Here is a 26,979-nt window from a genome sequence, read left to right as displayed (position 1 = left end):
GGGGTGCGGCAGCTTTTTGATGATTTGCGGGACTGAGATATGTATCGGCACAGTTTTTACCCCCTGTTTCTTCTGACCATTCTGATGGTCGCCGTGGGTCAGATGACCCAGACCCTGTATGTGCCCTCCATTCCCATGATGGCGGGGGACTTCGATGTGGCCTCCGGCCAGCTGCAGGCGGTGATGGCCTGTTACCTCATTCCGTACGGGCTCTCCCAGTTTGTCTATGGCCCGCTGTCGGATCGCATCGGCCGTCGCCCGGTGCTGCTCATCGGCATGATGGTGTTTCTGGTGGGTACCCTGACCATACAGCTGATCCCGAGCTTCATGGCGCTGCTGATCGGCAGCTTCATTCAGGGGCTGGGCACCGGTGCCGGTGGTGCCATGAGCCGCACCGTGATGCGCGATCGCTACAGCGGCGCCGAGCTGAACCGGGCCAACAGCCTGGTGAGCATGGGGGTGATCTTCTCCCCGCTGCTGGCGCCCGTGCTGGGTGGCTGGCTGACCGAGCTGTTCAACTGGCGCGCCGGTTACTGGTTCCTGTTCGGCTTCGGCGCCCTGACCACCCTGGCCCTGCTGGCCTGGTTTGGCGAGACCCTGCCGGTGACCGCGCGTCAGCAGCCACTGCGGGTCGGTGCCGCCTATCGCCACGTGCTCGGCAACCCGCGCTTCCAGGGCAACCTGCTCTGCCTGATGGCGACCTTCGCCGGCCTGGCGGTGTTTGAGGCGGCGGCGGGCGTGCTGCTCGGCGACGTACTGAAACTGAGCGCGCGTACCGTGAGCGTGCTGTTCGTGCTGCCGCTGCCCGGCTACCTGTTCGGCGCCTGGCTCTCCGCCAAGCTGAGCTTCCGCCTGAGTCAGGGCAAGCTGATGCGCCTTGGCATCGCCTTCCTGGCGCTGGGCTCGCTCATCATACTGGTGCCTGGCCTGTTCGGGCTGGTGAGCGCGGCCTCCCTGGTGGGCGGCGCGGCGGTTTACTTCATCGGCAGCGGTATCCTCTACCCGACCGCCACCTCCTGCGCCATCGAGCCCTTCCCGGGGCAGGCGGGGACCGCCGGCGCCATCCTGGGGGGGATGCAGAACCTGGGGGCGGGTATAGTCACCCTGCTGGCCGCCTGCTTCCCCATGGAGGGGCAGGTAACCCTGGGCGCCATCATGACGCTGATGGTGTTGCTGGTGGTGCTGAGCTTCACCTGGCTGCGCCACCATGGCTCGCCCCACGAGCAGATGGCCGTCTGAGTGCATCGAAGATAGGTGAAGAGCCCGCCCTCGTCGGCGGGCTTTTTATTGCCCGCTGTCGGTGACTGGAAGGGGGAGAACCGCCGTCCGCCTGTTTGCGGTGGGCTCTTCCTTCTGTCGTTCAGGCGTCAGGAGATCTTGAGCCAGCGCCCGGCGGCGTGACTGGCCAGGCTGGCCTCGATGAAGCGCATCCCCGCCACCCCGTCTTCCACCGTGGTGAGGGCCAGGGTCTCGGGGGGCGGCGCCAGACCGGCCGCCAGGGCGTGGATCTGCAAGGCCGCGTCCGTATAGAGCTGGGCGAAGGCCTCCAGATAGCCCTCGGGATGACCGGCGGGCACCCGGCTGGCGTGGCGCGCCGCCGCGCTCTCCACCCGGCCCCGGGTCAGCCGCTGGCTGGCCCCGCCAATAGGGGTCAGCCAGAGCGCATTGGGCTCCTCCTGCCGAAAGATGAGGCTGGCCTTGTCGCCATAGAGGCGGATCTGCAGCCGGTTCTCCTCGCCGCTGGCGACCTGGCTGGCGTTAAGCGATCCGCGCATCCCGCCGGGGTAGCGCAGCCAGACCTGCAGATGATCGTCCACCAGCCGCCCCGGCACGAAGCTGTGCAGCTCGGCGGCGAGCTCGCTCGGCAACTGCCCGGTGATGAAGGCCGCCAGCTGGTAGGCGTGGGTGCCGATGTCGCCGAGGCAACCCGCCCGCCCGGCGCGGGCCGGATCGGCCCGCCAGTCCGCCTGCTTGTTCTGACCGGGGGGGATGGGGTTGGCGAGCCAGTCCTGCAGGTACTCCACCTGCACGTAGCGCAGCTCGCCGAGCTCACCGGCGGCGACCAGATCGCGGGCGTGGCGCACCATGGGGTAGCCGGAGTAGGTGTGGGTGAGGGCAAACAGCCGCCGCTGCTGGCGGGCGAGCCGGGCGAGCTCCTCCCCCTCGGCCAGGGTCAGCGCCAGCGGCTTGTCGCAGATCACGTGGATGCCGGCTTCGAGAAAGGCACGCGCCACCGGGGCGTGCAGGTGGTTGGGGGTGGTGATGGCCACCACCTCGATGCCGTCGGGCCGGGCCGCCTCCGCCTGGGCCATCTTGGCGTAATCCTCGTAGGCGCGGGCCGGGTCCAGCCCGAGGGCGAGGGCGCTTGAGCGGGCGTTGGCGGGATCGGCGGAGAGGGCCGCGGCGAGCAGCTCATAGTGATCGTCCATGCGGGCCGCCAGCCGATGCACGGCGCCGATGAAGGCCCCCTGGCCACCGCCCACCATGCCCAGGCGCAGTCTTCTCGTCATTTTTTCTCTCCTGTCTTACCGCCCGAATTACCGCTCAAGCTATCGCCGAGGCCGAGCAGGCTTCTGACCGCCTCCCGCGTCAGACCGCTGCCGGCGAAGTCATCGAAGGGGCGCTCGGCGACACGGATAATATGATTGCGAATGAAGTCGGCCCCCTCGGCGGCGCCATCCTCCGGGTGCTTGAGGGCGCACTCCCACTCCAGTACGGCCCAGCCGGGGTAGTCGTACTGGGCGAGCTTGCTGAAGATGGCGCCAAAGTCTATCTGGCCATCCCCCAGGGAGCGAAAGCGCCCCGCCCGCCCGAGCCAGGGGGCGTAGCCCCCGTAGACCCCCTGTCGCCCCGAGGGCCTGAACTCGGCATCCTTCACGTGAAAGGCGCGCACCCGCTCGTGATAGAGGTCGAGGAAGGCGAGGTAATCGAGCTGCTGCAACAGCATATGGCTGGGGTCGTAGAGCACGTTGACCCTGGGGTGCTCGCCGGTTGCCTCGAGGAAGCGCTCCAGCGTGGTGCCATCGAATAGGTCCTCCCCCGGATGCAGCTCGTAGCAGACGTCCACCCCGGCCTCGTCAAAGGCCTGCAGCAGGGGGAGCCAGCGCCGGGCCAGCTCGGCGAAGGCCTCCTCGATGAGCCCGGCGGGCCGCTGGGGCCAGGGATAGAGATAGGGCCAGGCGAGGGCGCCGGAGAAGGTGACGTGGGCGTTGAGTCCGAGCCTTCGGGAGGCGAGGGCGGCCGCCTTGAGCTGCTCGCCGGCCCACTGGGTGCGGGCTGCGGGCTTGCCGCGCACCGCCGCCGGGGCGAAGCCATCGAACAGGCTGTCATAGGCGGGGTGGACGGCCAGCAGTTGGCCCTGCAGATGGGTGGAGAGCTCGGTGATGACCAGCCCCCGCTCGGCCAGCAGGCCGCTTATCTCATCGCAATAATCCTGGCTGCCAGCCGCCAAGCCCAGATCGAACAGGCGCGAGTCCGTCGGCAGTTGCAGGCCGCGGAATCCGAGGCCGGCGGCCCAGTCCACCAGGCCGGTGAGCGTATCGAATGGCGGCTGCTCCCCCATGAACTGGGCGAGGAAGATGGCCGGTCCCTTGATGGTCTTCATGGGCACTCCTGGATGAAAGAGGGGTGAGTCTCAGGACGACAGGCTGGCGACCGGAGCCTCCGGTCGCCAGCCATCCCTTAGAACGGGGAGTCGGGGAAGTAGAACTCCTTGGCCGTTTGCGGGGTGATCAGCACCGAGGGGATGATGGTGTTGGCCGGCAGGCGCTCGCCCTTGAGGCGAGCCTCTGCGGTGAGCATGATGGCGTCATACATGAACTTGGGGGAGTAGGAGACGTTGGCCTGGATGCGGGGATCGCTGCCGTCCATCAGGGTCTTGATCGCCCCCTTGGCCCCGGCGCCACCAAACACCAGCTTGATGTCAGTGCGCTTGGCCTGATCGATGGCCTTGAGCACCCCCACCGCCATGTCGTCATCGGCGGCCCAGACGGCGTCGATGTGCTTGAAGCGGGTCAGGAAGTCCTGCATCACCTTGAAGGCGTCATCCCGGTTCCAGTTGCCATATTTGGCGTCGAGGATCTTGATGCCGCCATGCTGCTTCATCACCCCGCTGAAGGCCTCGAAGCGCTCGTTGTCCAGGGTGGTCGGAATGCCGCGCAGGGCGACTATGTCTCCCTTGCCATTCAGGGTCTTGGCCATGAACTCGGCCGGCAGCTTGCCGAAAGCGGTGTTATCCCCGGCCACGTAGGCATCCTGGGCGCTGACGTCGGTCAGCCCCCGATCGACCACGGTGACATAGACCCCCTTCTGCTTGACCTGGGCGACCGGCTTGGTCAGGGAGGCTGACTCAAACGGGAAGATGACTAGCGTGTCAATCTTGTTTACCGTCAGCAGATCCTGCAGCTGGTTGGCTTGCTCTGGGGCATTGGCGGCGGTCTTGACGATCACCTTGAGATCGGGATTGGCCTTCTCCAGATCCTCCTTGGCCTTGTTGGCCCACCAGACGATGCCGGCGGTGAAGCTGTGGGTCGCGGTCGGGATGGAGACCCCCAGGGTCATCTTCTCGGCCGCCGAGGCGCTGCCGGCAGCGATCATGAGGGCGCAGGCGCCCAAGGTGTGTAGTGTTAAGTTGTGTAGCATCTTGTTCATCTTGATAGCCTCTTGACTGTTGGGCTTGCGCCCGTTCCTTGTCGCTGGCGAGGGGAGACCCCGCCGCTCGTTTCACTGCCGTTTCTTCGCCTTCCTGTCCACAACAGTCTCAACGCCTGTGTTGCATGAAGGCGACCATGATGATCACGATGCCCTGCACGGCGGCGTTGAGGTAAACACTGATGATGCTGGTCAGATTGAGGATATTGCTGATGACCGACAGCAGTATGGCGCCCACCAGGGTGCCGAAGATGCGCCCCTCTCCCCCCTTGAGGGAGGTGCCCCCCACCACCACGGCGGCGATGGCCTCCAGCTCCCACAGCAGCCCGGTGGTGGGGGTGGCGGAGCCGAGGCGCGGTACATAGAGCAGGGTGGCGATGCCGACGCAGAGCCCCAGCAGCGCATAGGTGAGCAGCTTGACCCGATCGACCCGGATGGCGGCGTAGCGCGCCACCTGCTCGTTGGAGCCGATGGCCTGCACATGGCGGCCGAAGGCGGTGCGGTTGAGCAGCAGCCCCCCCGCCAGCGCCACCAGCAGCAGGACCCAGACCGGGATGGGAACGCCCAGCAGGCTGCCGTAATAGACGGGGCTGTAGCTATCGCTGAGGGCATCGTCCAGGGTCAGGGCACCGCCATCGGCCAGATAGGTCAGGACGGCGCGAAAGATGCCGAGGGTGCCGAGGGTGACGATGAATGGCTCAATCTTGCCCCTGGTGATGAGCAGGCCGTGACCGGCGCCAAACAACAGGCCGAGCAGCAAGGCCAGCCCTATGCCGAGGATCACCACCAGCAGGGGGGCATCCGCCAGCGCCCCGGCGCCGAGCCGGTTCATGACGAGGATCATGGCGCCGGCGATCAGGGCGGCCATGGCGCCGACCGAGAGATCGATGCCGCCGGACATGATAACGAAGGTCATGCCCACCGCTATGATGCCGATGAAGGCGGTGCGGGTCAGCACGTTGAGCAAGTTGTCCAGGGTGGCGAAGTCGGGGTTGAGCAGGGTCCCGAGCAGGCACAGCAGGATCAGCCCCAGCAGCGGGCCCGTCTCCGCTAGCAGGGAGAGCAACCGCTCTTTGCGGCTTTCAGTGGGTACCTGTTGCATAGGCGATCAACTCCTCTTCGGTCAGATGATGGGCGGGCAGCACCGCCTGGAGGCGGCCGGCCCGCAGCACGGCGACTCTGTGGCACAGGCCGATCAGCTCGATCAGCTCGCTCGAGATGACGATGACGGCGCGCCCCTCGGCGGCCAGTCGCTGGATCAGGAAATAGATGTCACGTTTGGCACCGACATCCACCCCCCGGGTGGGCTCGTCGAGGACGATGACCCTGGGGTCCGGGTGCAGAAACTTGGCGAGGGCCAATTTTTGCTGATTGCCCCCCGACATCATGCGGGCCCGGGCCGAGTGGGAGCCGGCCTTGATGCCGAAATCATTGATGGCCCGGGTGAGGGCCGCCCGCTCCGCCCCCTTGTCCAGCCAGGGGTGGGCATAGCGTGCCAGCGTCATCAGGGTGAGGTTCTCGGCCAGCCCGAGCTGCAGGTGCAGCCCCTTGCCCTTGCGATCCTCCGGCAGATAGGTGAGCCCCTGGCGCACGGCGGCGCGCGGGCTGTCGATGCGCACCTCCTTGCTTGCCAGCTGGATCCTGCCCGCCTTGCGCTCGCGCAAGCCAAGGATGGCCTCGAAGGCCTCGGTGCGGCCGGCCCCTACCAGCCCGGCGAAGCCATAGATCTCGCCGCTGCGCACCTCAAAGTCGAGATCCTCCACCCAGCCGGGGACGCAGAGCCCGCTCACCGCGAGGGCGATCTCCGTGCCCTCCGGCGGCGGCAGCCTGGGCGGGAACATGTCCGACATCTCGCGCCCCACCATGAGGTTGGCCATCTGCTGACGGCTGAACGACGATGTCTCGCCCCGGCTGACGAAGCGGCCGTCGCGCATGACCACCACCTCGTCGGTGATGCGCTGGACCTCGTCCAGCTTGTGGGAGATGTAGATGATGGTGGTGCCCTGTGCCTTGAGCCTGGCGATGAGGGCGAACAGCCGCGCCGTCTCCCCCGGGGTCAGGGTGGCGGTCGGTTCATCCATGATCAGCAGGCGGGCCTGGCGTGACAGCGCCTTGGCGATCTCCACCAGCTGCTTCTCCGCCACTATGAGCTGGCGCACCCTGGTGGCGGGGGCGCGTTGCAGCCCGACCAGCTCCAGATAGTGCTGCGCCTGGGTCGCCATGGTGTGCTCGTCCAGCAGGCCGCCTCTGGTCAGCTCATGGCCGAGGAACAGGTTCTGGGTCAGGGTGAGGTGCTCGGCCAGGTTGAGTTCCTGGTGGATCAGCACTATGCCCGCCTGCTCCGCCTCGCGGGAGGAGTGCCAGCCGCGCTCCTCGCCATCGATGCGGATCAGCCCGGCGCTGATCGGCTCGTAACCGGCTAGGATCTTCATCAGGGTGGACTTGCCGGCGCCATTCTCCCCCAGCAGGCCGTAGACCCGCCCCGGCGCCAGGCTGAAGTCGACCCCGTGCAGCACCCTGATGGGCCCAAAGTCCTTGCAGACGCCGCTAAATTCGACACTGAGGCTCATCAGTTTCTCCTGTTGTGATCAGCCAGAATGGCCTGCTTGGGGGGGCTTGCATCAGGCGCTGCCTCTGCTGACGAGCCGATGGGGGAGCAGGCGGCCGGTCAGCGGGGTGTCGGGGGCGTTCAAGCGCTGCAGCAGCAGGCGTGCGGCCTCGGCACCGAGCTCGTCCATGGGTTGCGCCATGGTGGTGAGCGGCGGATTGAGCTGGGCGCTCATGGCGATGTCATCGAAGCCCATGATGGCGATGTCGTCCGGGATGCGCAGCCCCGCCTCTTGCAGGCTGTGCATCAGGCCGATGGCCAGCGCATCGGCGACGGCGAAGACCGCGGTCGGGCGTTGCGGGCAACGGAGCAAGCGCTGCGCCGACTCGGCCCCAGCCAGGAAGCTGAAGCTGGTGACCCGGATGTTCCACTCCTCCGCCAGGGTCAGTCCGGCCTCTGCCAGGGCCTGGCGGACCCCGGCCTCGCGCTGGCGGGCGTAGAGGTAGGCGGGATCCGCGCCTATCAGCGCGATGCGGCTGTGGCCCCGGCTCAGCAGATAACGGATCGCCTCCGCCGCCGCCGCCTGGTTATCTATGCCCACGTAGGGAACCTGCATGGCGGGGTCAAACTCACAGCAGGCGACCCAGGGCAGCGTGTTGATCTCCTGGCTCAGCCCCAGTTGGATGGAGTCGGGATCCAGACAGATGGCGCCGTCGGCTCTGTGGGTGCGCAGCAGCTCGAAGGCCGAGCGCTCCCGGCCCGGATCGGCGCCGGTGTCGCACAGCAGCACGAAGTAGCCGTGCTGGCGGGCCACTCTGTCTATGCCACGCACTATCTCGATGTAGAAGGGGTTGGTGAGGTCGGGCACAATGATGAGCAGCAGCCAGCTTCTGGCGGTGCGCAGGCTGTTGGCCAGCTGATTGACTCTATAGCCGAGCTCCTCGACGGCGAGGTTGACCTTGGCCTTGGTCTTGCCGGTGACCCCCTCCTGATGGTTCAGCACCCTGGAGACGGTGGCGACCGACACCCCGGCCAGGGCCGCCACGGCGGCCATGGAGATGGGGTTGACGGGGGCGGGGGGGCGGCTCATTCCAGCTTCCTGTGTTTAAAATGTAATCGATTACATTTTTAGGTGAGACCGGGAGAGTTCGCAAGGTTGCAGTAACAAAAAAATAACAAATAGATATCGCATTGATATTATGCGTATTTTTAATAAAGGTTTTGCGGTGTTGGAGGGGCTGGGCGCGGGCCGCGGATAAAAAAAGCCCGTCATCATGATGACGGGCTTTTTACTGTAGGTACCCCGGAGATGCCGTTGCCGGTTTGGGCCCTTGAACCGTGAGTTCAAGGCGGAGATCTAAACTGGCCGCAGGCTTCTCGGTCGGGCCGAGCATGCGCAATAGTCAGAAGATAGAACTCCTGTTGGGTATGATTATCGGCTCGGGGACTTGAACCGGCTGACGCACATCCCAGGGAATTTTAAAACGGGTCGCGTTTAGGGCTGCAGGCCCTGCTCGCTGGAATCACCATATTGTCCGTGCTCGATCAAGGCAGCTTCGATGGTGCGCTGCAGCATCTTGATCCGCTTGTCCATGGTCTCAGAATATTGGTGGTTCTTGTCTTTTTCAAGGCAGAGCTCATGACAGAAGTTGAGCGCCGCCATGATGGCAAGCTGTTCATTGCTGGAGACCTTGGAGCGTTGACGCAGCTCGATAAGCTTGTCACTCAGCTGGTCGGCGGCCTGGCGCAGGGCATCCTGCTGTCCCAGGGGACAGGATACCTTGTAGGGACGTCCCAAGATGACGATTTCTACGGCCTCTATGCTCATGCCTTCCTCAATACGGCGGGGCTGATTTCCGCCTTTATCCACGTGGACAACTGGGCGGGACTATATAGCGCAGATACAGAAGTTTCAAGGCCTTGCTGGCCCTGGAAGGGGGAGAATGCTAGGATCCTTGCCATAAATTTTGCATATTTGCCTGAACTTTGAGCGGATCTTCGATGAGCAAAACGAACCCCCCGAAATACGCGGTCGTGGCCGACCTGATGGAACAGCACGAGCTGATGGCGACTGCTGTCGAGGCCCATGGCGTGATCTGTGGCCTGGTCTGCGGTGGCGTGGCACTGGATGACAAGAGCTGGTTGCCCCCCTTCAACGATCTGGTCAACGACGGTTTCGGCCTGCCGGCACCGGTGCGCCAGCTGATGACCGATCTCTATCACGAGGTGATCGAGAGCCTGATGGCCCAGAAAGGGGTCGAGCTGCTGTTGCCAAGCGACGAGGAGCCGCTCGATGAGCGTATCGACGCCCTGGTGGACTGGTCCCAGGCCTTCCTTGCCGGTTTCGGTGTGGTGCAGCAGGAGCTGTCCAAGGCCTCGGAAGAGCTGCAGGAGATGATCCAGGATATCGCCAGCATCACCCAGGTCTCTGCCGAATTCGATCAGGAGGATGACGAGAACGAAGCCTCCTTCCTGGTGCTCTACGAGCATGTGCGCCTCGGGGTCATGATGACCTTCGAAGAGTTCGGCAAGCGCCCAGATGCCCCGAACACGCCGCCGACCCTGCACTGATCCCCGTGACTGTGCCCGTCATTGCATGAAAAGAGCGCCGAAGGGCGCTCTTTGTGTATGGGAGCGTTGTATTGGGGAGGGCCAAGCCTGGCAGCGGATTGCCCGGCTAAGCGATGGCCCAGAATCGGTTTTTGCCCGTGGCTTCGCATCCCGCCCCCCGGCTTTGTGATAGCATGAGCCCATGTTTTAGCTGCTTCCCCTCATCTCATGTCTCAATCCTCTCTGGTTCACGTCGATGTGGCTATCGTCGGCGGTGGTATGAGTGGCGCCGTGCTGGCGCTCTCCCTCGCGGCCCTGCGCGGGCCGACCGGTGCGCCCCTGCAGATCCTGCTGCTGGAGGCGAGCGCCCCCGAACTCAATGCCCATCCCGGTTTCGATGCCCGTGCCATCGCCCTCTCGGCCGGTACCTGCGAGGCGCTTGAGCGCCACGGTCTCTGGTCCCGCTTCGCCCCTCACTGCGCCCCCATCACCGACATCCACGTCTCGGACAGGGGTCATCCCGGCCAGGCCAGGCTGTCGGCGGCGGAGTACGGACTGCCCGCGCTCGGTCAGGTGATCGAGTTGTCGGCGGCGGGCATCGAGCTGCAGCGGGGGATCGCCGCCTGCCCCCATATCCGGATGTGCTGCCCGGCCCAGCTCTCGGCCATTGAGCCGCTCGAAGAGGGGGTGGTCCTGACCCTGGCGAGCGGTGAGCGCTACCAGAGCCGGCTGCTGGTGGCGGCCGACGGGGGCAACTCCTTCGTGCGCCAGCACTTCAAGTTGGCGGTGACCCGCCACGACTACGAGCAGAGCGCCATCATCGCCACCGTCAGGACGGCGCAAGATCCGGCCGGCCGGGCGTTCGAACGTTTCACCGAGGGGGGGCCGCTGGCGCTGCTGCCGATGCAGGACGGGCTCTCCTCCCTGGTGTGGAGCGTCGCCCGAGCCGAGGCGGATGCACTGATGGCGCTGGATGACGCCGCCTTCCTGACCCACCTGCAGCAGGCCTTTGGCTGGCGGCTCGGGCGCTTCGAGCGCAGCGGCCAGCGCCACCTCTATCCACTGGTGTTGACCGCCGCCGACTACCCGCTGGCCCAGCGCACCGTGCTGGTGGGCAATGCCGCCCATCTGCTGCACCCCATCGCCGGGCAGGGCTTCAACCTCGGCATGCGCGATCTGGACTTGCTCACCCAGGCGGTGGCCCAGGCGCTGGCGGCCGGGGAAGAGATCGGCAGCTTCGGGGTGCTGAGCCGCTACTGGCGGCGGCGCCAGGAGGATCAGGCCCACACCATCTGGCTGACCTCGTCCCTGGCCCAGCTCTTCTCCAATGGCCACGCACCCCTGGTGGCGGGCCGCAACCTGGCGCTCTCCCTGATGGGACGGCTGCCCTGCCTCAAGGCACCGCTGGCAGCCCAGACGCTGGGGTTCGTCAGCCAGACGGCGACAAGGTGAGGGATGCGTCGAGCGTCCGACCGGCAGGCCAGACCTGCCCCGGTTTATGTTCCCGGTGGCCCGGTGCGGCCGGGTATGAAAGGAAATAGATGATGCAAATGCAGACGGTGGATGTGGTGATCGTGGGTGGTGGCATGGTGGGCCTTGGGCTCGCCGCCGCGCTCAGGGAGAGTGCGCTCAAGGTGGTGGTGGTGGAGGGGCAACTGCCCGATCCCGCGCTCGGGGACGCGCCGGACAACAGGGTCAGCGCCCTGAGCCTCGCCAGCCAGCAGATACTGCAAGGGGTCGGTGCCTGGGCCGGGATCGCGGCGCGGCGCCTGCAGCCGTACGACAGGATGCAGGTGTGGGAGCAGGACAGCTTCGGCCATATCGACTTCGATGCCGCCAGTCTGCGCCAACCGGCACTCGGCCACATCGTCGAGAACAGGGTCATCCAGCTGGCGCTGCTGGATGCCATTGCGGGGGCGAGCAACATCAGCCTGCTCACCCCGGCCCGGGCCGCCAGCCTGCAGAGCGGCCCGGCGGGCTCAGTCCTGCTGCTGGACGACGGCCGTGCCCTCTCGGCCAGGTTGGTGGTGGCGGCCGATGGCGCCCACTCCTGGGTGCGTCGCCAGGCCGACATCCCGCTCACCAGCTGGGATTATGGCCACCACGCCCTGGTGGCGACGGTGCGCACCCAGGAGCCCCATGAGGCGGTGGCGCGCCAGATCTTCACCCCGGATGGCCCGCTCGCCTTCCTGCCCCTGTGGCAGCCGGATCTCTGCTCCATCGTCTGGTCGGTGCCCGCCGCCCGCGCCGAGGCGCTGTGCGCCTGCGATGACGAAAAGTTCAACCGCCAGCTCACCACGGCATTCGACGGCCGGCTGGGACTGTGCAAGGTGGAGGGGGCCCGCAGCGCCATCCCGCTCACCGCCCGCTATGCCCGCGATTTTGCCCGCGAACGGCTGGTGCTGGTGGGGGATGCGGCTCACACCATACATCCGCTGGCGGGGCAGGGGGTCAATCTGGGCCTGCTGGATGCGGCGGCCCTGGCCGAGCAACTGCTGCGCAGCCACAACGCGGGGGCGGACATCGGCCTGCTGGCCAACCTGCGCGGCTACGAGCGTTGGCGCAAGAGCGAGGCCGCCCGCATGCTGGCGGCGATGGAGGGGCTCAAGCGGCTGTTCAGCGGCAATCATCCGCTCAAGAAGCTGATGCGCGGGGTGGGGCTGCGGGCGGTCGATGGGCTGACGCCGCTCAAGCAAGGGGTGATCCGGGCCGCCATGGGGCTGGACGGTGAGTTGCCCGCCTTGGCCAAGGGGAAAAATTTGCCGACCCGGCTGAAGTAAGAGGGTGATCCGGGCCGTGATGGGATTGGACGGCGAGCCGCAGGCGCAGACCAAGGGTGAAAAAATCTAATATTACTCGGGGTTTTTAACAATAAAACTAATCTGACGAGGCTGATTGCCCCTGCGGGGTGTCAGCCTTTAATGTTGGCGCCAGGCGAAACGTTTTTCTGCAAATTGTGATGGAACGGTAAAAATCAACATTAAATCTCGCAAATGTCGGTCATGTACTGTTTTTATCACTGTTTTTACCTTAGTGTCTGGTCTCAGTTTGCCGTGAGCGGATTAGTTTTTTTTGAGCGGCGCCCTAGCGCTCTTGTCATATAATCCGCTCCGTTCAAGGAATCACTCTTGCCCGCAAGGGCGGGAACGAGCACAGACCTTGTGATCCTGTCTCCCTTCCTGATGTTCAAGCGAGATGGGACGGATTGCGAGTGTTGTCGCTAACGCTTAAGGAAACACAGCGATGATCCAGACTACTGTACTGCATCCCAAACACCTGGAAGCTGGCGCCAAGATGGTGGACTTCCACGGTTGGGAAATGCCCATCAACTACGGCTCCCAGCTGGAAGAGCACCACGCGGTGCGCACCGATGCGGGCATGTTCGATGTCTCCCACATGACCATCGTCGACCTGACCGGCGAGCGGGTCAAAGCCTTCCTGCAACACCTGCTGGCCAACGACGTGGCCAAGCTCACCGTCCCCGGCAAGGCCCTCTACAGCGGCATGCTCAATCCGGACGGTGGCGTCATCGATGACCTCATCACCTATTACCTGACCGATACCTTCTACCGCCTGGTGGTGAACTCCGCCACCCGCGACAAGGATCTGGCCTGGATCCGCCACCACGCCATCGACTTCGCCGTGAGCGTGACCGAGCGCCCCGAGCTCGCCATGATCGCGGTGCAGGGCCCCCAGGCCAAGGCCAAGGCGGCCAAAGTATTCAACGCCGAGCAAAACGCGGCCGTCGCCGGCATGAAGCCCTTCTTCGGCGTGCAGGCGGGGGATCTGTTCATCGCCACCACCGGCTACACCGGGGAAGATGGCTACGAGATCGTGGTGCCAGAGCCGCAGGCCTGTGCCCTGTGGCAGGCGCTGCTGGATAACGGCGTGGCCCCCTGCGGTCTGGGTGCCCGCGACACCCTGCGTCTGGAAGCCGGCATGAACCTCTACGGCCAGGACATGGACGAGAGCATCAGCCCGCTCGCCGCCAACATGGCCTGGACCCTGGCCTGGGAGCCCGCCGATCGCCAGTTCATCGGCCGCGCCGCGCTGGAGGCCCAGAAGGCCGCCGGCACCCAGCCCAAGCTGGTGGGTCTGGTGATGGAAGAGAAAGGGGTGCTGCGCGCCGGCATGCCGGTCACCTTCACCAGCGCCAGCGGTGAGTCGCGCGAAGGTGTGATCACCTCCGGCTCTTTCTCCCCCACCCTGGGCTACAGTATTGCCCTGGCGCGGGTGCCCCGTGACATCGGCGCCGAGGCCCAGGTGGAGATCCGTAAGAAGCTTGTCACCGTCAAAGTCACCAAGCCGGCCTTCGTCCGTAACGGCCAGTCCCTGGTGTAATCATCCATCGCGGCGAAGGGGTGCCCCTTCGCCGAACCATTTTTGTTGAAGCGATCCAAGAGCATAAAGGAAGCACAAATGAGCCATATCCCGAGCGAACTGAAATATGCCACCTCCCACGAGTGGGTCCGTGTTGAAGCCAACGGTGAGGCCGTGGTCGGTATCACCGAACACGCCCAGGATCTGCTGGGAGACATGGTGTTTGTCGATCTGCCGGAAGTGGGCAAGCAAATTGGCGCCGGTGAAGACTGCGCCGTGGCCGAGTCGGTGAAAGCCGCCTCCGACATCTACAGCCCGGTGAGCGGCGAGATCATCGCCATCAACGAAGAGCTGGAAGGCAGCCCCGAGCTGGTCAACTCCGACCCCTACGGCGCCGGCTGGCTGTTCCGCATCAAGCTGGATGACGCCGCTGAGCTGGCCAACCTGCTGGATGCCGAAGGCTACCAGAACGTGGTAGACGAAGAGTAAGACTGTCGGGCCCTGCAATGATTTGCAGGGCTTTTTTGTATGACAGCCCACCGGCGTCCGTCGCTAGGTGGACGGGGTGAAGTCGCCCGCGCCAATCCGCTTGCCGCCCGCACTTGGGGGTGAGCCGGCGCCAGCATCGCGACCCCCCGCCGATGCTCCCGCAGCATCCGGTGCCGCCCGCGCCAGAAGAGTGCCCGCGGTGCCCAGAACATGAGTGGAGTCGGCCCGTGCCGGCTATCAGGAACATCTATCAGGAATAGGGAAATGACCCAGTCACTGTTTGAACTCGAGCAAAAAACCGATTTCATCCGCCGTCACATCGGCCCGGGTGAGGAAGAACTGCGCGCCCTGCTGGCCGAAGTGGGCGCCGAGAGCCTGGACGATCTGATCGAACAGACGGTCCCCGCCGCCATCCGCCGCCTGGGCCCGCTCGGCATCGGTGCCCCCATGACCGAGGTCGAGGCGCTGGCCAAGCTCAAGGGCTACGCCGCCCAGAACCAGATCGCCAAGAGCTACATCGGCATGGGTTATCACGACACCCACGTGCCCCACGTCATCTTGCGCAACGTGCTGGAAAACCCGGGCTGGTACACCGCCTATACCCCTTATCAGCCGGAGCTGGCCCAGGGCCGTCTCGAGGCACTGCTCAACTTCCAGCAGCTCACCCTGGATCTGACCGGCATGGATCTGGCCAGCGCCTCCCTGCTGGATGAGGCCACCGCCGCCGCCGAAGCCATGGCGCTCGCCAAGCGCATGGCCAAGTCCAAATCCAACCTCTTCTTCGTGGCCGACGACGTGCACCCCCAGGTGATCGACGTGGTCAAGGAGCGCGCGGTGCACTTCGGCTTCGACGTGAGCGTCGGTCCGGCTGCCCAGGCGGTGAGCGAGGAGGTGTTCGGTGCCATGTTCCAGTTCCCGGGTACCACCGGGAATGTGACCGATCTGCGCGCCCTGATTGCCGCGGTCCAGGCCCAGAAGGGGCTGGCTTGTGTCGGCGCCGACATGCTCTCCCTGCTGCTGCTCAAATCCCCGGGTGAACTGGGCGCCGATGTGGTGTTCGGCTCCGCCCAGCGCTTCGGCGTGCCCATGGGCTACGGCGGCCCGCACGCCGCCTTCTTCGCCACCCGCGACGCCTACAAGCGCTCCATGCCGGGTCGCATCATCGGCGTCTCCAAGGATGCCCGTGGCAAATCTGCCCTGCGCATGGCGATGCAGACCCGCGAGCAGCATATCCGCCGCGAGAAGGCGAACTCCAACATCTGTACCGCTCAGGTGCTGCTGGCCAACATGGCGAGCTTCTACGCCGTCTACCACGGCCCGGTGGGGCTCAAGACCATCGCCTCCCGGGTGCACCGTCTGACCAGCATCCTGGCGCTGGGGCTCAAGGCCAAGGGGCTGAGCCTCAAGCACGACAGCTGGTTCGATACCATCACTGTGCTGACCGCCGACAAGGCAGCCCTGATCGCCAAGGCCGAGGTCCTGCACATCAACCTGCGGGCCGATCTGGATGGCGCCGTCGGGGTATCCCTGTCCGAGACCAGCACCCGCGGCGACGTGGCCGAGCTGTTTGAGCTCTTCCTGGGCCAAGGGCACGGGCTGGATGTCGAGGCACTGGATGCCAAGGCCCAGGCTCATCAGGCCATCCCGCAGGATCTGCTGCGCAGCGATGCGGTGCTGACTCACGAGGTGTTCAACAAGTACCACTCCGAGACCGAGATGTTGCGCTACATCCACCGTCTCGAAGCCAAGGATCTGGCCCTGAACTACGCCATGATCTCCCTGGGCTCCTGCACCATGAAGCTCAACGCCACCGCCGAGATGATCCCGGTGACCTGGCCCGAGTTTGGCAAGCTGCACCCCTTCGCCCCGCTGGCCCAGACCAAGGGCTACCAGCTGCTGCTGGCAGACCTCGAAGACTGGCTGGTGAAGGTGACCGGTTATGACGCCGTCTGCATGCAGCCGAACTCCGGCGCCCAGGGCGAATACGCAGGCCTGCTGGCCATCAAGAAGTATCACGAGTCCCGCGGCGAAGGGCATCGCGACGTCTGCCTGATCCCGGCATCGGCCCACGGTACCAACCCGGCCTCCGCCCAGATGGCGGGCCTCAAGGTCATCGTCACCGCCTGCGACAAGTTCGGTAACGTGGATCTCGACGATCTGCGCGCCAAGGCCGCCGAGGTGGGGGATCAGCTCTCCTGCCTGATGGTGACCTACCCATCCACCCACGGGGTGTACGAGGAGACCATCAAGGAGGTGTGCGACATCGTTCACCAATACGGCGGTCAGGTGTACCTCGACGGTGCCAACATGAACGCCCAGGTGGGCCTCACCGCACCGGGCTTTATCGGCGCGGACGTGTCGCACCTAAACCTGCACAAGACCTTCGCCATTCCCCATGGCGGTGGCGGCCCGGGTATGGGCCCCATCGGTGTGAAGCAGCACCTGGCGCCGTTCGTGGCCGGTCATGCGGTGGTCAAGACCGACAAAGAGAGCCGCAACAACGGCGCCGTCTCCGCGGCTCCGTTCGGTTCGGCCAGCATTTTGCCCATCAGCTGGATGTACATCGCCATGCTGGGGGACGAGGGGCTGAAGAAATCCACTCAGGTGGCCATCCTCAACGCCAACTACCTGGCCAAGAAGCTGGGGGAATCCTTCCCCGTGCTCTACACCGGTCGCAACAACCGTGTGGCTCACGAGTGCATCCTGGACATCCGTCCGCTCAAGGAAGCCTCCGGCATCAGCGAGATGGACGTGGCCAAGCGGCTGATGGACTACGGCTTCCACGCGCCGACCATGAGCTTCCCGGTGGCGGGCACCCTGATGGTCGAGCCGACCGAATCCGAATCCAAGCGCGAGCTGGATCGCTTCGTCGAGGCCATGACCCGCATCCGCGCCGAGATCGGCAAGGTGCAGGACGGCCACTGGAGCCTGACCGACAACCCGTTGGTCAACGCGCCCCACACCCAGGATGACGTGATGGACGAGCAGTGGGCGCGCGGTTACAGCCGCGCCGAGGCGGTCTTCCCCTCCGACGCCGTGCGCGCCGCCAAGCTGTGGCCCTCGGTCAACCGCATCGACGACGTCTATGGCGATCGCAACCTGTTCTGCTCCTGCATCCCGACCGAGGATTACGCCAAGTAATCACGGCCATTTAAGCTGGAAACTCAAGGACCCTGCATTGGCAGGGTCTTTTTTATTCTCGTCCATAAAATATGCAATTAAATTACAAAACAGATCAGATTTGATCTTTTTAGAGCGATTCATGGGTGCTCGCGGTCATTAAAATTGGAAACGATAAAACCCTGTATCAGCAGACTTTATCGGGTCTGGGATTGCGATACATCAATCGTCCTTTGGCAGCAACCGAGATAGGCCCACTTGGGCCGGTAGTTCCCCGATGACCTCAATCTCCCAACCCGTCATATTGGCACGACACATGTGATAGTAGTGCGCGATGTTGGCCTGCGCTTGCAAGGCGTGACGGGCTTTATCCAGGGCCTCTGTTGCATCGATGCCAATGCGGCTCAGCAATAGCTCAACGCGGGTTTCCAGTTGCCTGCATTCATGGGGGGAGAGCACCCCAGCCATCACCTTTGACGCCACGTAAAGACGGGCGTCGTCTTGCGAAATTGGCTTCAAGACACCGCGAGCATACTCGTTGGCAAGCGTGACCTCTTGGGCCATGTATTTGTGCATGAGATGGCCCTCTTCGAGGCGCATGATCACCTCGTTGACGTTGTAGTGACTGTGCTCCTCCAGATAATCACGCACCAGGAGCTTGTGGGCCAGCGCGAGTACATCAGCCAGCTCGATAGCGTTAGTGAGCCGAAGGCGCAATTCGGTTGCGCTGGCCAATTTGCCCATCGCGGCAGAAAGCAGACGACCACGTTGCGCCTGACCGGGGGATTCATCGCGACCGATAACGCCCGTTGGCAGGAATTGATCGGCTAGGTCGCGGCTGACGGTGACGCGAATGCGGCTATTTTCTACGGTGAGGGTTTGATGCGTCATGTTACTGCTCCTGAGGCTTCTCGATGACCCGCCTGTTGTACGGTGGCCCGTGAATATTTAGCAAATACGATAGAGCTGAAAACGGATTTATATGGCATTTATTGCCAAATTAGTTCCCCAAAAGGAACCTTGACGGTGTTACTCGTCATTTCTATTATGTTCCATATATGGAACTTAACGGCATTAAAAGGCTCCAGTGTCCCGATAATGGAACATAACATGAACATCTCCAATAGCGATCCTGTCGATGCTATCACCCAAGAGCTGGGGGTGAGATTGCAGCGGGTACGGTTGAATCTCAATATCACTCAGGCAGCACTTGCAACACTGGCAGGTGTGACTCGCAAGAAAGTGATCCACGCCGAGACAGGCAATGCCGATCTAGTCACCGTCGTCAGATTGATGCGAGCAATGAATATTGCCGACCAGCTTGATAGCTTCCTGCCCCCAGTGCCCGTCTCACCACTTCAACTTGCCAAGTTAGCAGGAAAAAAACGGCGGAGAGCGTCCGGTACACCCGACACACAAAGTAAAAAAGTGGTCAGCGAATGGTAATCGAGTTCATCAATATCCATTCATATACAGGATCTTTAGCTCACCGGATTTATCGGGAACTGGCACTCAACTTGCGGATAAAGCCCAGGAAACGGCTGGTACGTGCCAAACCGGCGGCGTTGGCGGTCCAATAGTTGCTGGTCGATGGACTTCATGCATGACCAACTGTCTGATGGCCGCTCGGTTGCATATTCCGGCCGTAAATGAACACCTATTCCGGACTGCTCTGGACACGTACTCTGGAGCCAAATGAACGGTCATGATTCGACCTGTGGGCATGATAACTGCCGTGCCGTGCCGTGCCGTGCTGTGCTTGGCTGCTGGCTTGTTCGGCGAGTCGAAAAGATGCCTCCCCTCAAAGCTCAGCTTCTGCTCGAGTACTCCCTGTCGGCATCCTTTCCGGAAATGGTGTACACAGATTCCGGAATCGCTGTTCAACTTGGCCGGAATACGCATCGGTACGGTTGTTCAATGTGATAGACGACTTCAACCGTGAGGCGTTATGCATCGAAGTGGATTTTTCGCTGCCCGCCTCGCAGGTGAAGCCACCTGCAATAGTCACCTATTTTTGTAATTAAGTTACATGAACGCTATCAGGTCAAACGGAGATTGGTTTCCAACTTCAATGTCTTATTTGCTTGTGGTACAGGTGGAGGTTCGCTTTTGAGTTTCCAACTTAAATGTCACATTGGGTATCGATAACTTATTGAATTTTTTGACCTGCCTGTTTCCAACTTAAATGGTCGTGATCAGGTGGTGATGATCACGGCCATTTAAGTTGGAAATCGTGACATTGAAGTTGGAAACTAGAGGACCCTGCATTGGCAGGGTCTTTTTTATTCGTCTTCTGACTGTACTTGGTGTTGGCCCGGTCTCGGCCTTGATCAACAGGGCCGCGGCATGTTCATCGCTCGCAATAAAACTCCGCTGAGGACTCTCAATCCACCCAGCCGGACATCCATCGAGGCTGCGCTCTGTGGTTGCACCAGGCCACCGAGTTCTGGCAGCGCCATCCATCCCGTGGTGATTGGAGACTCAATAACCGGCTGCACTACAATGCGAAAGGGGAACAAACATCAGCAGGGCGGTATCCAGGGATGAAAAAAACGATGTTGGCACCGTTGTTGGCGGTGTTGCTGGTAACCGGTTGCCCCGATCGGCAAGCGGAGCCGACAACAGACAAGCAAGAGAAAGCCAGCGTGAAGGCCCCGGCAGGCGATGTTGTCGCTCTGGCTCAGCAGGGTGATGCCAAGGCGCAATTTAACCTGGGCCTGATGTATGCCACCGGCGAAGAGGTGCCGCAGGACTTCAAGCAGGCGCTTGCCTGGTACCGCAAGGCCGCCGAGCAGGGGGATGCCGGGGCGCAATACAACCTCGGCCTGATGTATTACCGCGGCCAAGGGGGGCCACAGGACTACAAGCAGGCCGCGGCCTGGTATCGCAAGGCCGCCGAACAAGGGGATGTCCAGGCGCAATTTAACCTGGGCCTGATGCATGCCACCGGCCAAGGGGTGCCAGAGGATTTCAAGCAGGCGTTCACCTGGAGCAGTAAAGCCGCCGAGCAGGGGGATGCCAAGGCGCAAAGCAGCCTGGGCCTGATGTATGCCACCGGCCAAGGGGTGTCTCAGGACGACAAGCAGGCGTTCGCCTGGTATCGCAAAGCCGCCGAGCAGGGGGAGGCCAATGCGCAATTCAACCTGGGCGTGATGTATGACCACGGCAAAGGGGTGCCACAGGACGACCAGCAGGCGTTCACCTGGTACCGCAAAGCCGCCGAGCAGGGGGATGCCGGGGCACAATACAACCTGGGACTGATGTATTACCGCGGCCAGGGGGTAGCACAGGACTTCAAGCAGGCCGCTGCCTGGTATCGCAAGGCAGCTGAGCAAAGGGATACCCATGCGCAATTTAACCTGGGGGTAATGTATTACAACGGCGAAGGGGTGCCACAGGACTTCAAGCAGGCGCTCGCCTGGATCAGCAAAGCCGCCGAGCAGGGGTATGCCATGGCGCAGAACAACCTGGGGGTGATGAATTACCGCGGCCAAAGGGTGCCACAGGACTTCCTGCAGGCGTTAGCCTGGTATCGCAAAGCCGCCGAGCAGGGATATGCCAAAGCGGAGTTCAATCTGGGCGTGATGTATGAACGGGGTGAAGGGGTGCCACAGGACGACCAGCAGGCGCTCGTCTGGTACCGTAAGGCCGCCGAGCAGGGGGATGCCGATGCGCAAAACAACGTGGGCCTGATGTATTACCACGGCGATGGGGTACCACAGGACTTCAAGCAGGCGCTCGCCTGGTATCGCAAGGCCGCCGAGCAGGGTGAGGTCAATGCGCAAACCAGTCTGGGGGTGATGTATGAACACGGGCAGGGGGTACCAAAAGACGGCCAGCAGGCGGTCGCCTGGTACCGCAAGGCCGCCGAGCAGGGGTATGCCGGGGCGCAAACCAGCCTGGGGGTGATGTATTACCGCGGCGATGGGGTGCCAAAGGACTTCAAGCAGGCCGCGGCCTGGTACCGCAAGGCCGCCGAACAGGGGTATGCCGGGGCGCAAACCAGCCTGGGGATGATGTATGCCAGCGGCCAAGGGGTGCCGAAGGATGTCAAACAGGCATATGCCTGGTTCTCGGTTGCCGCGGCCAACGGCAGTGGCAAGGCGGCCGAGTGGCGCGACGCTGTGGCCAAGGAATTGCCCCCCGCCACACTGGCAGCTGCGCAGGCACTGGCTGGTCGCTATTTTGAGCAGTATCCATCCAAGCCGTAACGAGCTGGCGCGCAAGCTGGAAGAGGTACCCCTGGGGCTATTCGCGGCGCCCGACTATATCGAGCGCATGGGCATGCCTTCTTCGTTGGCGGAATTAAAAACCCATCGCTGTATTCTGTTTTTGATCCCCAGCACCGGCCGCGCGCTCCCCTGGCAATTGTGCGAGGGGGGCGTGGATGTGGATTGGATGCCGGAGGCCGCGCTGGAGGTCACCGATGATCCCCTCGGTGTCGTGTCGCTGGCAGAGAGCGGGCTGGGTATTTGTCAGGCTTATGATTTCATCGTCGCCGAGCGGATTGCGCGCGGCACTCTGGCGGAAATCATGCTGGAACTGCGCGGGCGCCTGCGCGTTTTTTCGCTGATCTATGCCCCCCATAAAACCCTGACCGCGGCGGCCAAGGCCTTTATCGAGGTGATGTTGTCTGACTAAAGGTTTGTGGTACGGTGCCTGATATGGCATTTGATAGGCAATCAGTTTCCCACTTGAACCAGCCGTTTTATCCCCAGTAAAAGCCCCCGCCAGTTGGTGAGGGCTTTGTTTTTATACGAGATGCATCCTGAGGCGATAGTAATCTCAACCGCGGCGCGCCGCCTCTATGGTCGCGATGTCGATCTTTCTCATCTGCATCATCGCATCGAATGAGCGCTTGGCGGCTGCGGGGTCGGGATCGGTGATCGCCTGCAGCAGGGCGACCGGGGTGATCTGCCAGGAGATACCCCACTTGTCCTGGCACCAGCCGCACTCGCTCTCCTGGCCACCGTGGTCGATGATGGCGTGCCAGTAGCGATCCGTTTCGGCTTGGGTCTGGGTGGCGACCTGAAACGAGAACGCCCAGTTGTGCCTGACCCCGGGTCCGCCATTGAGCCCGAGGCAGGGGATCCCCATCACCCTGAACTCGACCGTCAGCACATCCCCTTGCATGCCCGACGGAAAGTCGCAAGGCGCCAGGTACACAGCGCCGACGGAGGAGTCGGGAAAGGTGCTGGCGTAGAACTGCGCCGCCTCCTCGGCATCGCCGTCATACCAGAGGCAAATGGTGTTCTTTGCGGGGGTATTCATGTCATTTCTCCATCCTGATAGGCCGTCCTGCGCCGCCACAAGGGAGGCGGGTCCTTTTTCATCACCATTTAGCATTGGCCATCCGTTGGCGCCTGGCCAACTCCAGCTCGCTCGGTGCGCTGCCGGGGAAGGTGCCGGGCTGGATATCGCCGTCCGGTACATAGGTGCTCATCAGCACGCCGGAGTCTGACACCCGGGAGCGCACCAGCCGCAGTGCCGATGGCCTGGCCGCCTCGCCAAACAGGCGTTTGCCCCGGCCAAGCACCACCGGAAAGGTCCAGAGGTGGTACTCGTCTATCAGTGGCATACCCGGCAGTGGCATACCCAGCGACGGGTCCAGGGTCGCGGCCTGGAGCGTCTGGATCAGGTTGCCGCTGCCAATCACCTGCAGATCGGGGCCAGGCTGGCCCTTGAGGGCGATGACGGCCGCGACGACATCGCCCTCAAGCAGGCTCGAGTTGTGCCACTGGAGCCGCGTCAGGGTGCGCGAGGCGACGTGCTTCTTCGCGGCGTTGAGCGTCTTGGCGATGGGGTGATCATGGGGCTGATAAGGCCAGTAGGCCTCGAAGATCTGGTAGGTTCTGCGCCCGAGCAGCAGCTCGCGATCCTTGCCGTCGAAGCCCGCGGCCGAGATGTCCATGCTGTCGTCCGCATAGTTGAACATCCAGCCGCCAAGGGCAAAGCCGCCGGTGGGGTCCTCTTCTGGCCCGCCGGGGGCTTGCATGATGCCGTCGAGGGACACAAAGGCAGAGACGATGACTCTTCTCATGGCAATCCTCCTGTGGTGATGCGAGTCGGGTAAAGGGGCTAGTCAGGCTGGTGCGGAGCGGTGTGTTTACTGGGAATTGGCCGCGGAAGCGGCAGCCTGAGTGGCTCGCATGGCCTCATCGAGCTGCAGTTTGAGCTGATCCGCCTGCGCCTTGGCTTGTTCTGCCTGCTCTGCCTGCAGTTTCCCGTTGATCACGGCCGTGCCAACCACCTCGGCGCCGCATCCGCTCAGCAGGGCCGCGATGAGGGGGAGCAGATAGTGGGATCTCGGCATGGGGACTCCTGCGGTGCTGGATAGCCGACCTGATGTGCTCGTGCTGTGTTGAGTGTAGTGGCATAGTGAATCTGGCCACCAGGGGAGGGCGACGCGCGCCCATGCCTGAATCATTGCCAGTGGGCGGCGTGGCGCAGGGTTGGCACAGAGATAACCAGAGAGGAGTGAGCAATGGACAGTACCCAGCGATTCTCGGCCCGGGTCGAGGCCTATGTGAAGTATCGCCCCGGCTACCCGGCGGCCATGCTGGATTTTCTGGCGCAGGAGCTCGGCATGGGGCCCTCGGCTGTGGTCGCCGACATAGGGGCGGGCACCGGCATACTGACGGCGCTGCTGGCGCCCAGGGTGAGTCAGCTGTGGGCGGTGGAGCCCAATGCCGAGATGCGCAGCGCCGCCGAGCGGCTGTTGGCGGGGGCCGGCAACCTCAGCTGGCACAGTGGCAGTGCGGAGGCCACCGGCTTGCCTGCGGGCGCCGTGGATCTCGTCACCGTCGCCCAGGCCTTCCACTGGTTCGACCGCGCCGCCTTCAAAGCCGAATGCCGTCGGCTGCTCAGGCCCGGTGGCCGGGTTGCGCTGATCTGGAACGACAGGCTGACCAATACCCCCTTCCTCGAGGCCTATGAGGCGGGGCTGCGCACCTATTCCGGGGATTATGAGGAGGTGAACCATCGCAATCTCGGCGAGGCCGATTTTCGCGCCTTCTTCGAGGGGGACTATCGGCTCGATCGTTTCGAGAACCGCCAGCTGTTCGACCTCGACGGGGTACTGGGGCGGCTCAACTCCTCCTCCTATGCGCCCGCCATGGGCACACCGGCCTATGAGGGGCTGACGGCGCTGATCCGCCGCGAGTTTGCCCGCTGCGCCGTCGATGGCCAGATAGCCTTCAACTATTGCACCCTGGTCTACAGCGGCCGGGTCTAGCCCCGGGCGATGGGGGACACCAGGGGGAGACACGGGCAGGGTGATGTTCATTAAAGCCCCTGCCGATGGCGCTGTCTGCCGACGAAGTGCCCCGTTTGTCCCCTTGTTCCAGGATCCCTCCTCGCGGAGGGCGAAACCGGCGGGCTTGCCCACTGGTTTTTTTTTGCCCAGAAAATATCTCCTATCTCTCTGTTCCACTTAACGAAACCCCATTTTGATGAAAAAGTTGCCTGAATCACAGTTGAATGAGGTCGGGAAAATGATTCACTACCCCTAAAGTGATGGCGGCATACTGTGCGCCCTCCGATGGAGCCATGCCGCATGGCAGGGTGCACCACGAGGTGATGAGCAGGACCCCAGGTATGTTGATTTTCAAACGCACGAAGAAAAATTTTGCCTTTATCACGGGCTATCTCTGGCTGTTGGCCTTGCCGATGCTGCTCGGGATCGGCGGCATGTTTGCCCTCTCGGTCTACAACCATGGGGTGGTCGTTGAGCAGAAGCTGGTCAGCCTCAACAGCATGGCCGTGGTCGCCGAGGCGAGAATGCTCGATCACATCGAGCAGCTGATGGCCGTCGAGGTCACCGCGGACAAACTGAACCCGGTGATCTCGTCGACCCGGGCCCGGCAGGAATACCGCGAACTCTGGGGTAACAAGGCCGCCCTCGACTCCCTGATCACGCTGATCTTTTATGCCGACTCGACCGGACGTTTCTTCTCCGGCAGTGAGGAGGCGGATCAGGCCTGGGTGAACGCCAGGGTCAATGTGAACTCCCGCGCCTGGTTCAAGGGGGCGCTGGCGGCCCGGACGTTTTACTGGACGCCGGCCTATCAGGACATCTTAACCGGCGACTATATCCTGACCCTCGCCCATCGGCTGACGGATGGCCAGCAGGAGGGGGCCCGTGTCATCGGCACCGATGTGAACGTCGCGGAATGGTCACAGATGCTCAGAGACATGCTGTACGGGGACAACGCCTTGAGCCACATGGTGATCGATCGCCGCACCAACCAGATCCTGGTGAGCTCGCAGTCGGCCTACAACGGCCAGATATTGCAGGCCCCCTGGCTGGCGCGCCTGACCTCGCAATCCGGCTCCTTCTACTCGGAGCAGAGCAACGAGTATGTGGCCTATGGGACGCTACCCAAGCGTGAACATTGGTTGGCCATCACGGTACAACCCAGGCGAGATTCGGTCGCCGTGCTGGGAGGCAGCCTCGCCCTGGGGCTGCTGGTCGTCGCCTGCGCGCTCTTCATCACCATGTCGGCCTTCTTCCGCCTGCGGTTGCTGGTGCTCATCGACAGCCTGGTCAACCGGATCCGCCAACTCGGTGCCGGCGCTATGGGGGGGCCCTCATCGAGCGTCCTGCCGGTGTTCCCGGAGATGGCGTTGCTGGATCAGGCGCTGAATCAGGTGTCTGATCACCTGCAAGAGTCGTTTGACATGGCACACAGGGACGCCCTGACCGGCATCTACAATCGACGCTTCCTGGATGGGCGCCTTCGTCAGCTGCATGAGGAGGGAAGCCCCTTCGTGCTGGCCCTGGTCGATCTGGATAACTTCAAACAGATCAACGATGTCTATGGCCATACCGGCGGAGATGCGGCGCTTTGTCGCAGCGTCGAGCTGGGTCAGGAGCTGCTGGGTGAGAGTGCCTCCCTGTGCCGTTACGGCGGCGAGGAGCTGGTCGCCCTCTTCGAACACGGCACGCTGGCGGAGGCCGAGGCGCTGATGGAGCAGTGGCGTTGCCGTGTCAGCGAGCTGAAGTGGCGGGAGAAGGGGATGCTGGTCACCTTCAGTGCCGGCATCGGCAGCAGTAATGGCCGCACCCCCGAGGAGCTGCTGGCCATGGTCGACAATGCCATGTATCAGGCCAAACGGGCCGGCAAGAACCGCATCTATCGCATCGAGGGAGAGTAAGCGGCATAGCGTTCGCTCGATGAGCGTGACACGGCTCCCGCATGACAAGGCCCTCGCCATGGCGAGGGCCTTGTTGTTTGTATCGCCTCTGCGTTGGGCATCACCGGCCGGATGATGCCTCTCGTCGCCAGGACGTGCAGGCGGGA

The 26,979-nt window shown here is 63.2% G+C and carries 23 protein-coding genes, 1 other RNA gene and 1 pseudogene; 13 read left to right on the top strand and 12 right to left on the bottom strand.

Translation table 11 applies throughout. The annotated features are described in order from the left end of the window. The first annotated feature begins 39 nt into the window (after positions 1 to 39). Complete coding sequence (emrD, locus tag AACW18_RS13470) at positions 40 to 1,239, top strand: multidrug efflux MFS transporter EmrD (protein ID WP_218329101.1); 1,200 nt, start codon at positions 40 to 42, stop codon at positions 1,237 to 1,239. Between the two features lie 128 nt (positions 1,240 to 1,367). On the opposite strand, the gene AACW18_RS13465 is transcribed toward emrD, so the two are convergent. The 8 genes from AACW18_RS13465 to zapA all read right to left on the bottom strand — a co-directional run bounded on the left by AACW18_RS13465 (position 1,368) and on the right by zapA (position 9,026). Continuing rightward, a complete protein-coding gene (locus AACW18_RS13465) occupies positions 1,368 to 2,510 on the bottom strand; it encodes a Gfo/Idh/MocA family protein (protein WP_218388945.1) in 1,143 nt (380 codons plus the stop codon). Further along, positions 2,507 to 3,604, bottom strand: coding sequence for a sugar phosphate isomerase/epimerase family protein (locus tag AACW18_RS13460; RefSeq protein ID WP_218388944.1), 1,098 nt, complete (start codon positions 3,602 to 3,604; stop codon positions 2,507 to 2,509). Before AACW18_RS13460 ends, AACW18_RS13465 begins: the two co-directional genes overlap by 4 nt. A 77-nt stretch (positions 3,605 to 3,681) precedes the next feature. Then, positions 3,682 to 4,650, bottom strand: coding sequence for a substrate-binding domain-containing protein (locus AACW18_RS13455; RefSeq protein ID WP_218388943.1), 969 nt, complete (start codon positions 4,648 to 4,650; stop codon positions 3,682 to 3,684). A 109-nt stretch (positions 4,651 to 4,759) separates the two neighbouring features. Next, the gene (locus tag AACW18_RS13450) at positions 4,760 to 5,752 is read right to left on the bottom strand and encodes an ABC transporter permease (protein ID WP_218388942.1); all 993 of its coding nucleotides are present in this window, start codon (positions 5,750 to 5,752) and stop codon (positions 4,760 to 4,762) included. Then, a complete protein-coding gene (locus AACW18_RS13445) occupies positions 5,733 to 7,220 on the bottom strand; it encodes a sugar ABC transporter ATP-binding protein (RefSeq protein ID WP_218388941.1) in 1,488 nt (495 codons plus the stop codon). Before AACW18_RS13445 ends, AACW18_RS13450 begins: the two co-directional genes overlap by 20 nt. A 51-nt stretch (positions 7,221 to 7,271) precedes the next feature. Then, entirely contained in the window at positions 7,272 to 8,288 is a 1,017-nt protein-coding gene (locus AACW18_RS13440) for a LacI family DNA-binding transcriptional regulator (RefSeq protein ID WP_218388940.1), read from the bottom strand. Between the two features lie 206 nt (positions 8,289 to 8,494). Next, a non-coding RNA gene (gene ssrS, locus AACW18_RS13435) (6S RNA) lies at positions 8,495 to 8,677 on the bottom strand. 16 nt (positions 8,678 to 8,693) lie between these two features. Then, the gene (gene zapA, locus AACW18_RS13430; RefSeq protein WP_042652432.1) at positions 8,694 to 9,026 is read right to left on the bottom strand and encodes a cell division protein ZapA; all 333 of its coding nucleotides are present in this window, start codon (positions 9,024 to 9,026) and stop codon (positions 8,694 to 8,696) included. A gap of 173 nt (positions 9,027 to 9,199) precedes the next feature. Here zapA and AACW18_RS13425 point away from each other — a divergent pair, with 173 nt between their 5' ends. The 6 genes from AACW18_RS13425 (at position 9,200) to gcvP (ending at position 17,698) form a co-directional block, all read left to right on the top strand. Beyond that, complete coding sequence (locus AACW18_RS13425) at positions 9,200 to 9,769, top strand: UPF0149 family protein (RefSeq protein WP_042652431.1); 570 nt, start codon at positions 9,200 to 9,202, stop codon at positions 9,767 to 9,769. A gap of 207 nt (positions 9,770 to 9,976) precedes the next feature. Then, positions 9,977 to 11,200, top strand: coding sequence for a 2-octaprenyl-6-methoxyphenyl hydroxylase (ubiH, locus tag AACW18_RS13420; protein ID WP_218290902.1), 1,224 nt, complete (start codon positions 9,977 to 9,979; stop codon positions 11,198 to 11,200). 92 nt (positions 11,201 to 11,292) lie between these two features. Then, a complete protein-coding gene (locus AACW18_RS13415; RefSeq protein WP_218388939.1) occupies positions 11,293 to 12,528 on the top strand; it encodes an FAD-dependent 2-octaprenylphenol hydroxylase in 1,236 nt (411 codons plus the stop codon). A 463-nt stretch (positions 12,529 to 12,991) separates the two neighbouring features. Then, positions 12,992 to 14,089 carry a glycine cleavage system aminomethyltransferase GcvT gene (gene gcvT / locus AACW18_RS13410; protein WP_218388938.1) on the top strand — a complete coding sequence of 366 codons (1,098 nt, stop codon included), beginning with the start codon at positions 12,992 to 12,994 and terminating at the stop codon, positions 14,087 to 14,089. 78 nt (positions 14,090 to 14,167) lie between these two features. Then, the gene (gene gcvH, locus AACW18_RS13405; protein WP_042652427.1) at positions 14,168 to 14,557 is read left to right on the top strand and encodes a glycine cleavage system protein GcvH; all 390 of its coding nucleotides are present in this window, start codon (positions 14,168 to 14,170) and stop codon (positions 14,555 to 14,557) included. A 264-nt stretch (positions 14,558 to 14,821) separates the two neighbouring features. Then, entirely contained in the window at positions 14,822 to 17,698 is a 2,877-nt protein-coding gene (gene gcvP / locus AACW18_RS13400) for an aminomethyl-transferring glycine dehydrogenase (RefSeq protein WP_218388937.1), read from the top strand. Positions 17,699 to 17,899: 201 nt separating this feature from the next. Here the strand turns inward: gcvP and AACW18_RS13395 are convergent, their stop codons facing one another. Continuing rightward, the gene (locus AACW18_RS13395; RefSeq protein WP_218290906.1) at positions 17,900 to 18,568 is read right to left on the bottom strand and encodes a hypothetical protein; all 669 of its coding nucleotides are present in this window, start codon (positions 18,566 to 18,568) and stop codon (positions 17,900 to 17,902) included. A gap of 219 nt (positions 18,569 to 18,787) precedes the next feature. Between AACW18_RS13395 and AACW18_RS13390 the strand changes: the two genes are divergently transcribed. From AACW18_RS13390 to AACW18_RS13375, 4 genes and pseudogenes are all read left to right on the top strand, one after another. Next, positions 18,788 to 19,123, top strand: coding sequence for a helix-turn-helix transcriptional regulator (locus AACW18_RS13390; protein ID WP_042652424.1), 336 nt, complete (start codon positions 18,788 to 18,790; stop codon positions 19,121 to 19,123). Between the two features lie 41 nt (positions 19,124 to 19,164). Beyond that, a pseudogene (locus AACW18_RS13385) lies at positions 19,165 to 19,306 on the top strand (IS3 family transposase); the annotation flags it as partial. A gap of 926 nt (positions 19,307 to 20,232) precedes the next feature. Continuing rightward, a complete protein-coding gene (locus AACW18_RS13380; RefSeq protein WP_218388936.1) occupies positions 20,233 to 21,888 on the top strand; it encodes an SEL1-like repeat protein in 1,656 nt (551 codons plus the stop codon). Further along, entirely contained in the window at positions 21,863 to 22,318 is a 456-nt protein-coding gene (locus AACW18_RS13375) for a LysR substrate-binding domain-containing protein (RefSeq protein WP_218388935.1), read from the top strand. Before AACW18_RS13380 ends, AACW18_RS13375 begins: the two co-directional genes overlap by 26 nt. Before the next feature lie 144 nt (positions 22,319 to 22,462). On the opposite strand, the gene AACW18_RS13370 is transcribed toward AACW18_RS13375, so the two are convergent. The 3 genes from AACW18_RS13370 to AACW18_RS13360 form a co-directional block, all read right to left on the bottom strand. Further along, positions 22,463 to 22,948: a VOC family protein gene (locus tag AACW18_RS13370; RefSeq protein ID WP_218388934.1), complete on the bottom strand. Its 486-nt coding sequence runs from the start codon at positions 22,946 to 22,948 to the stop codon at positions 22,463 to 22,465. Positions 22,949 to 23,009: 61 nt separating this feature from the next. After that, complete coding sequence (locus AACW18_RS13365; RefSeq protein WP_218388933.1) at positions 23,010 to 23,717, bottom strand: dihydrofolate reductase family protein; 708 nt, start codon at positions 23,715 to 23,717, stop codon at positions 23,010 to 23,012. Between the two features lie 66 nt (positions 23,718 to 23,783). Next, the gene (locus AACW18_RS13360; protein WP_218388932.1) at positions 23,784 to 23,990 is read right to left on the bottom strand and encodes a hypothetical protein; all 207 of its coding nucleotides are present in this window, start codon (positions 23,988 to 23,990) and stop codon (positions 23,784 to 23,786) included. A 171-nt stretch (positions 23,991 to 24,161) separates the two neighbouring features. Here AACW18_RS13360 and AACW18_RS13355 point away from each other — a divergent pair, with 171 nt between their 5' ends. Both AACW18_RS13355 and AACW18_RS13350 read left to right on the top strand, forming a co-directional pair. Beyond that, entirely contained in the window at positions 24,162 to 24,911 is a 750-nt protein-coding gene (locus AACW18_RS13355; protein WP_218388931.1) for a class I SAM-dependent methyltransferase, read from the top strand. 362 nt (positions 24,912 to 25,273) lie between these two features. Continuing rightward, complete coding sequence (locus AACW18_RS13350; protein ID WP_218329081.1) at positions 25,274 to 26,833, top strand: GGDEF domain-containing protein; 1,560 nt, start codon at positions 25,274 to 25,276, stop codon at positions 26,831 to 26,833. The last annotated feature ends 146 nt before the right edge of the window (positions 26,834 to 26,979 follow it).

This window comes from Aeromonas sp. sia0103 (assembly GCF_963895295.1).
Lineage (GTDB): Bacteria > Pseudomonadota > Gammaproteobacteria > Enterobacterales > Aeromonadaceae > Aeromonas > Aeromonas encheleia.
The sequence above is the reverse complement of the archived record's forward strand: the minus strand, read 5'-3'. Positions and strand labels throughout refer to the sequence as shown.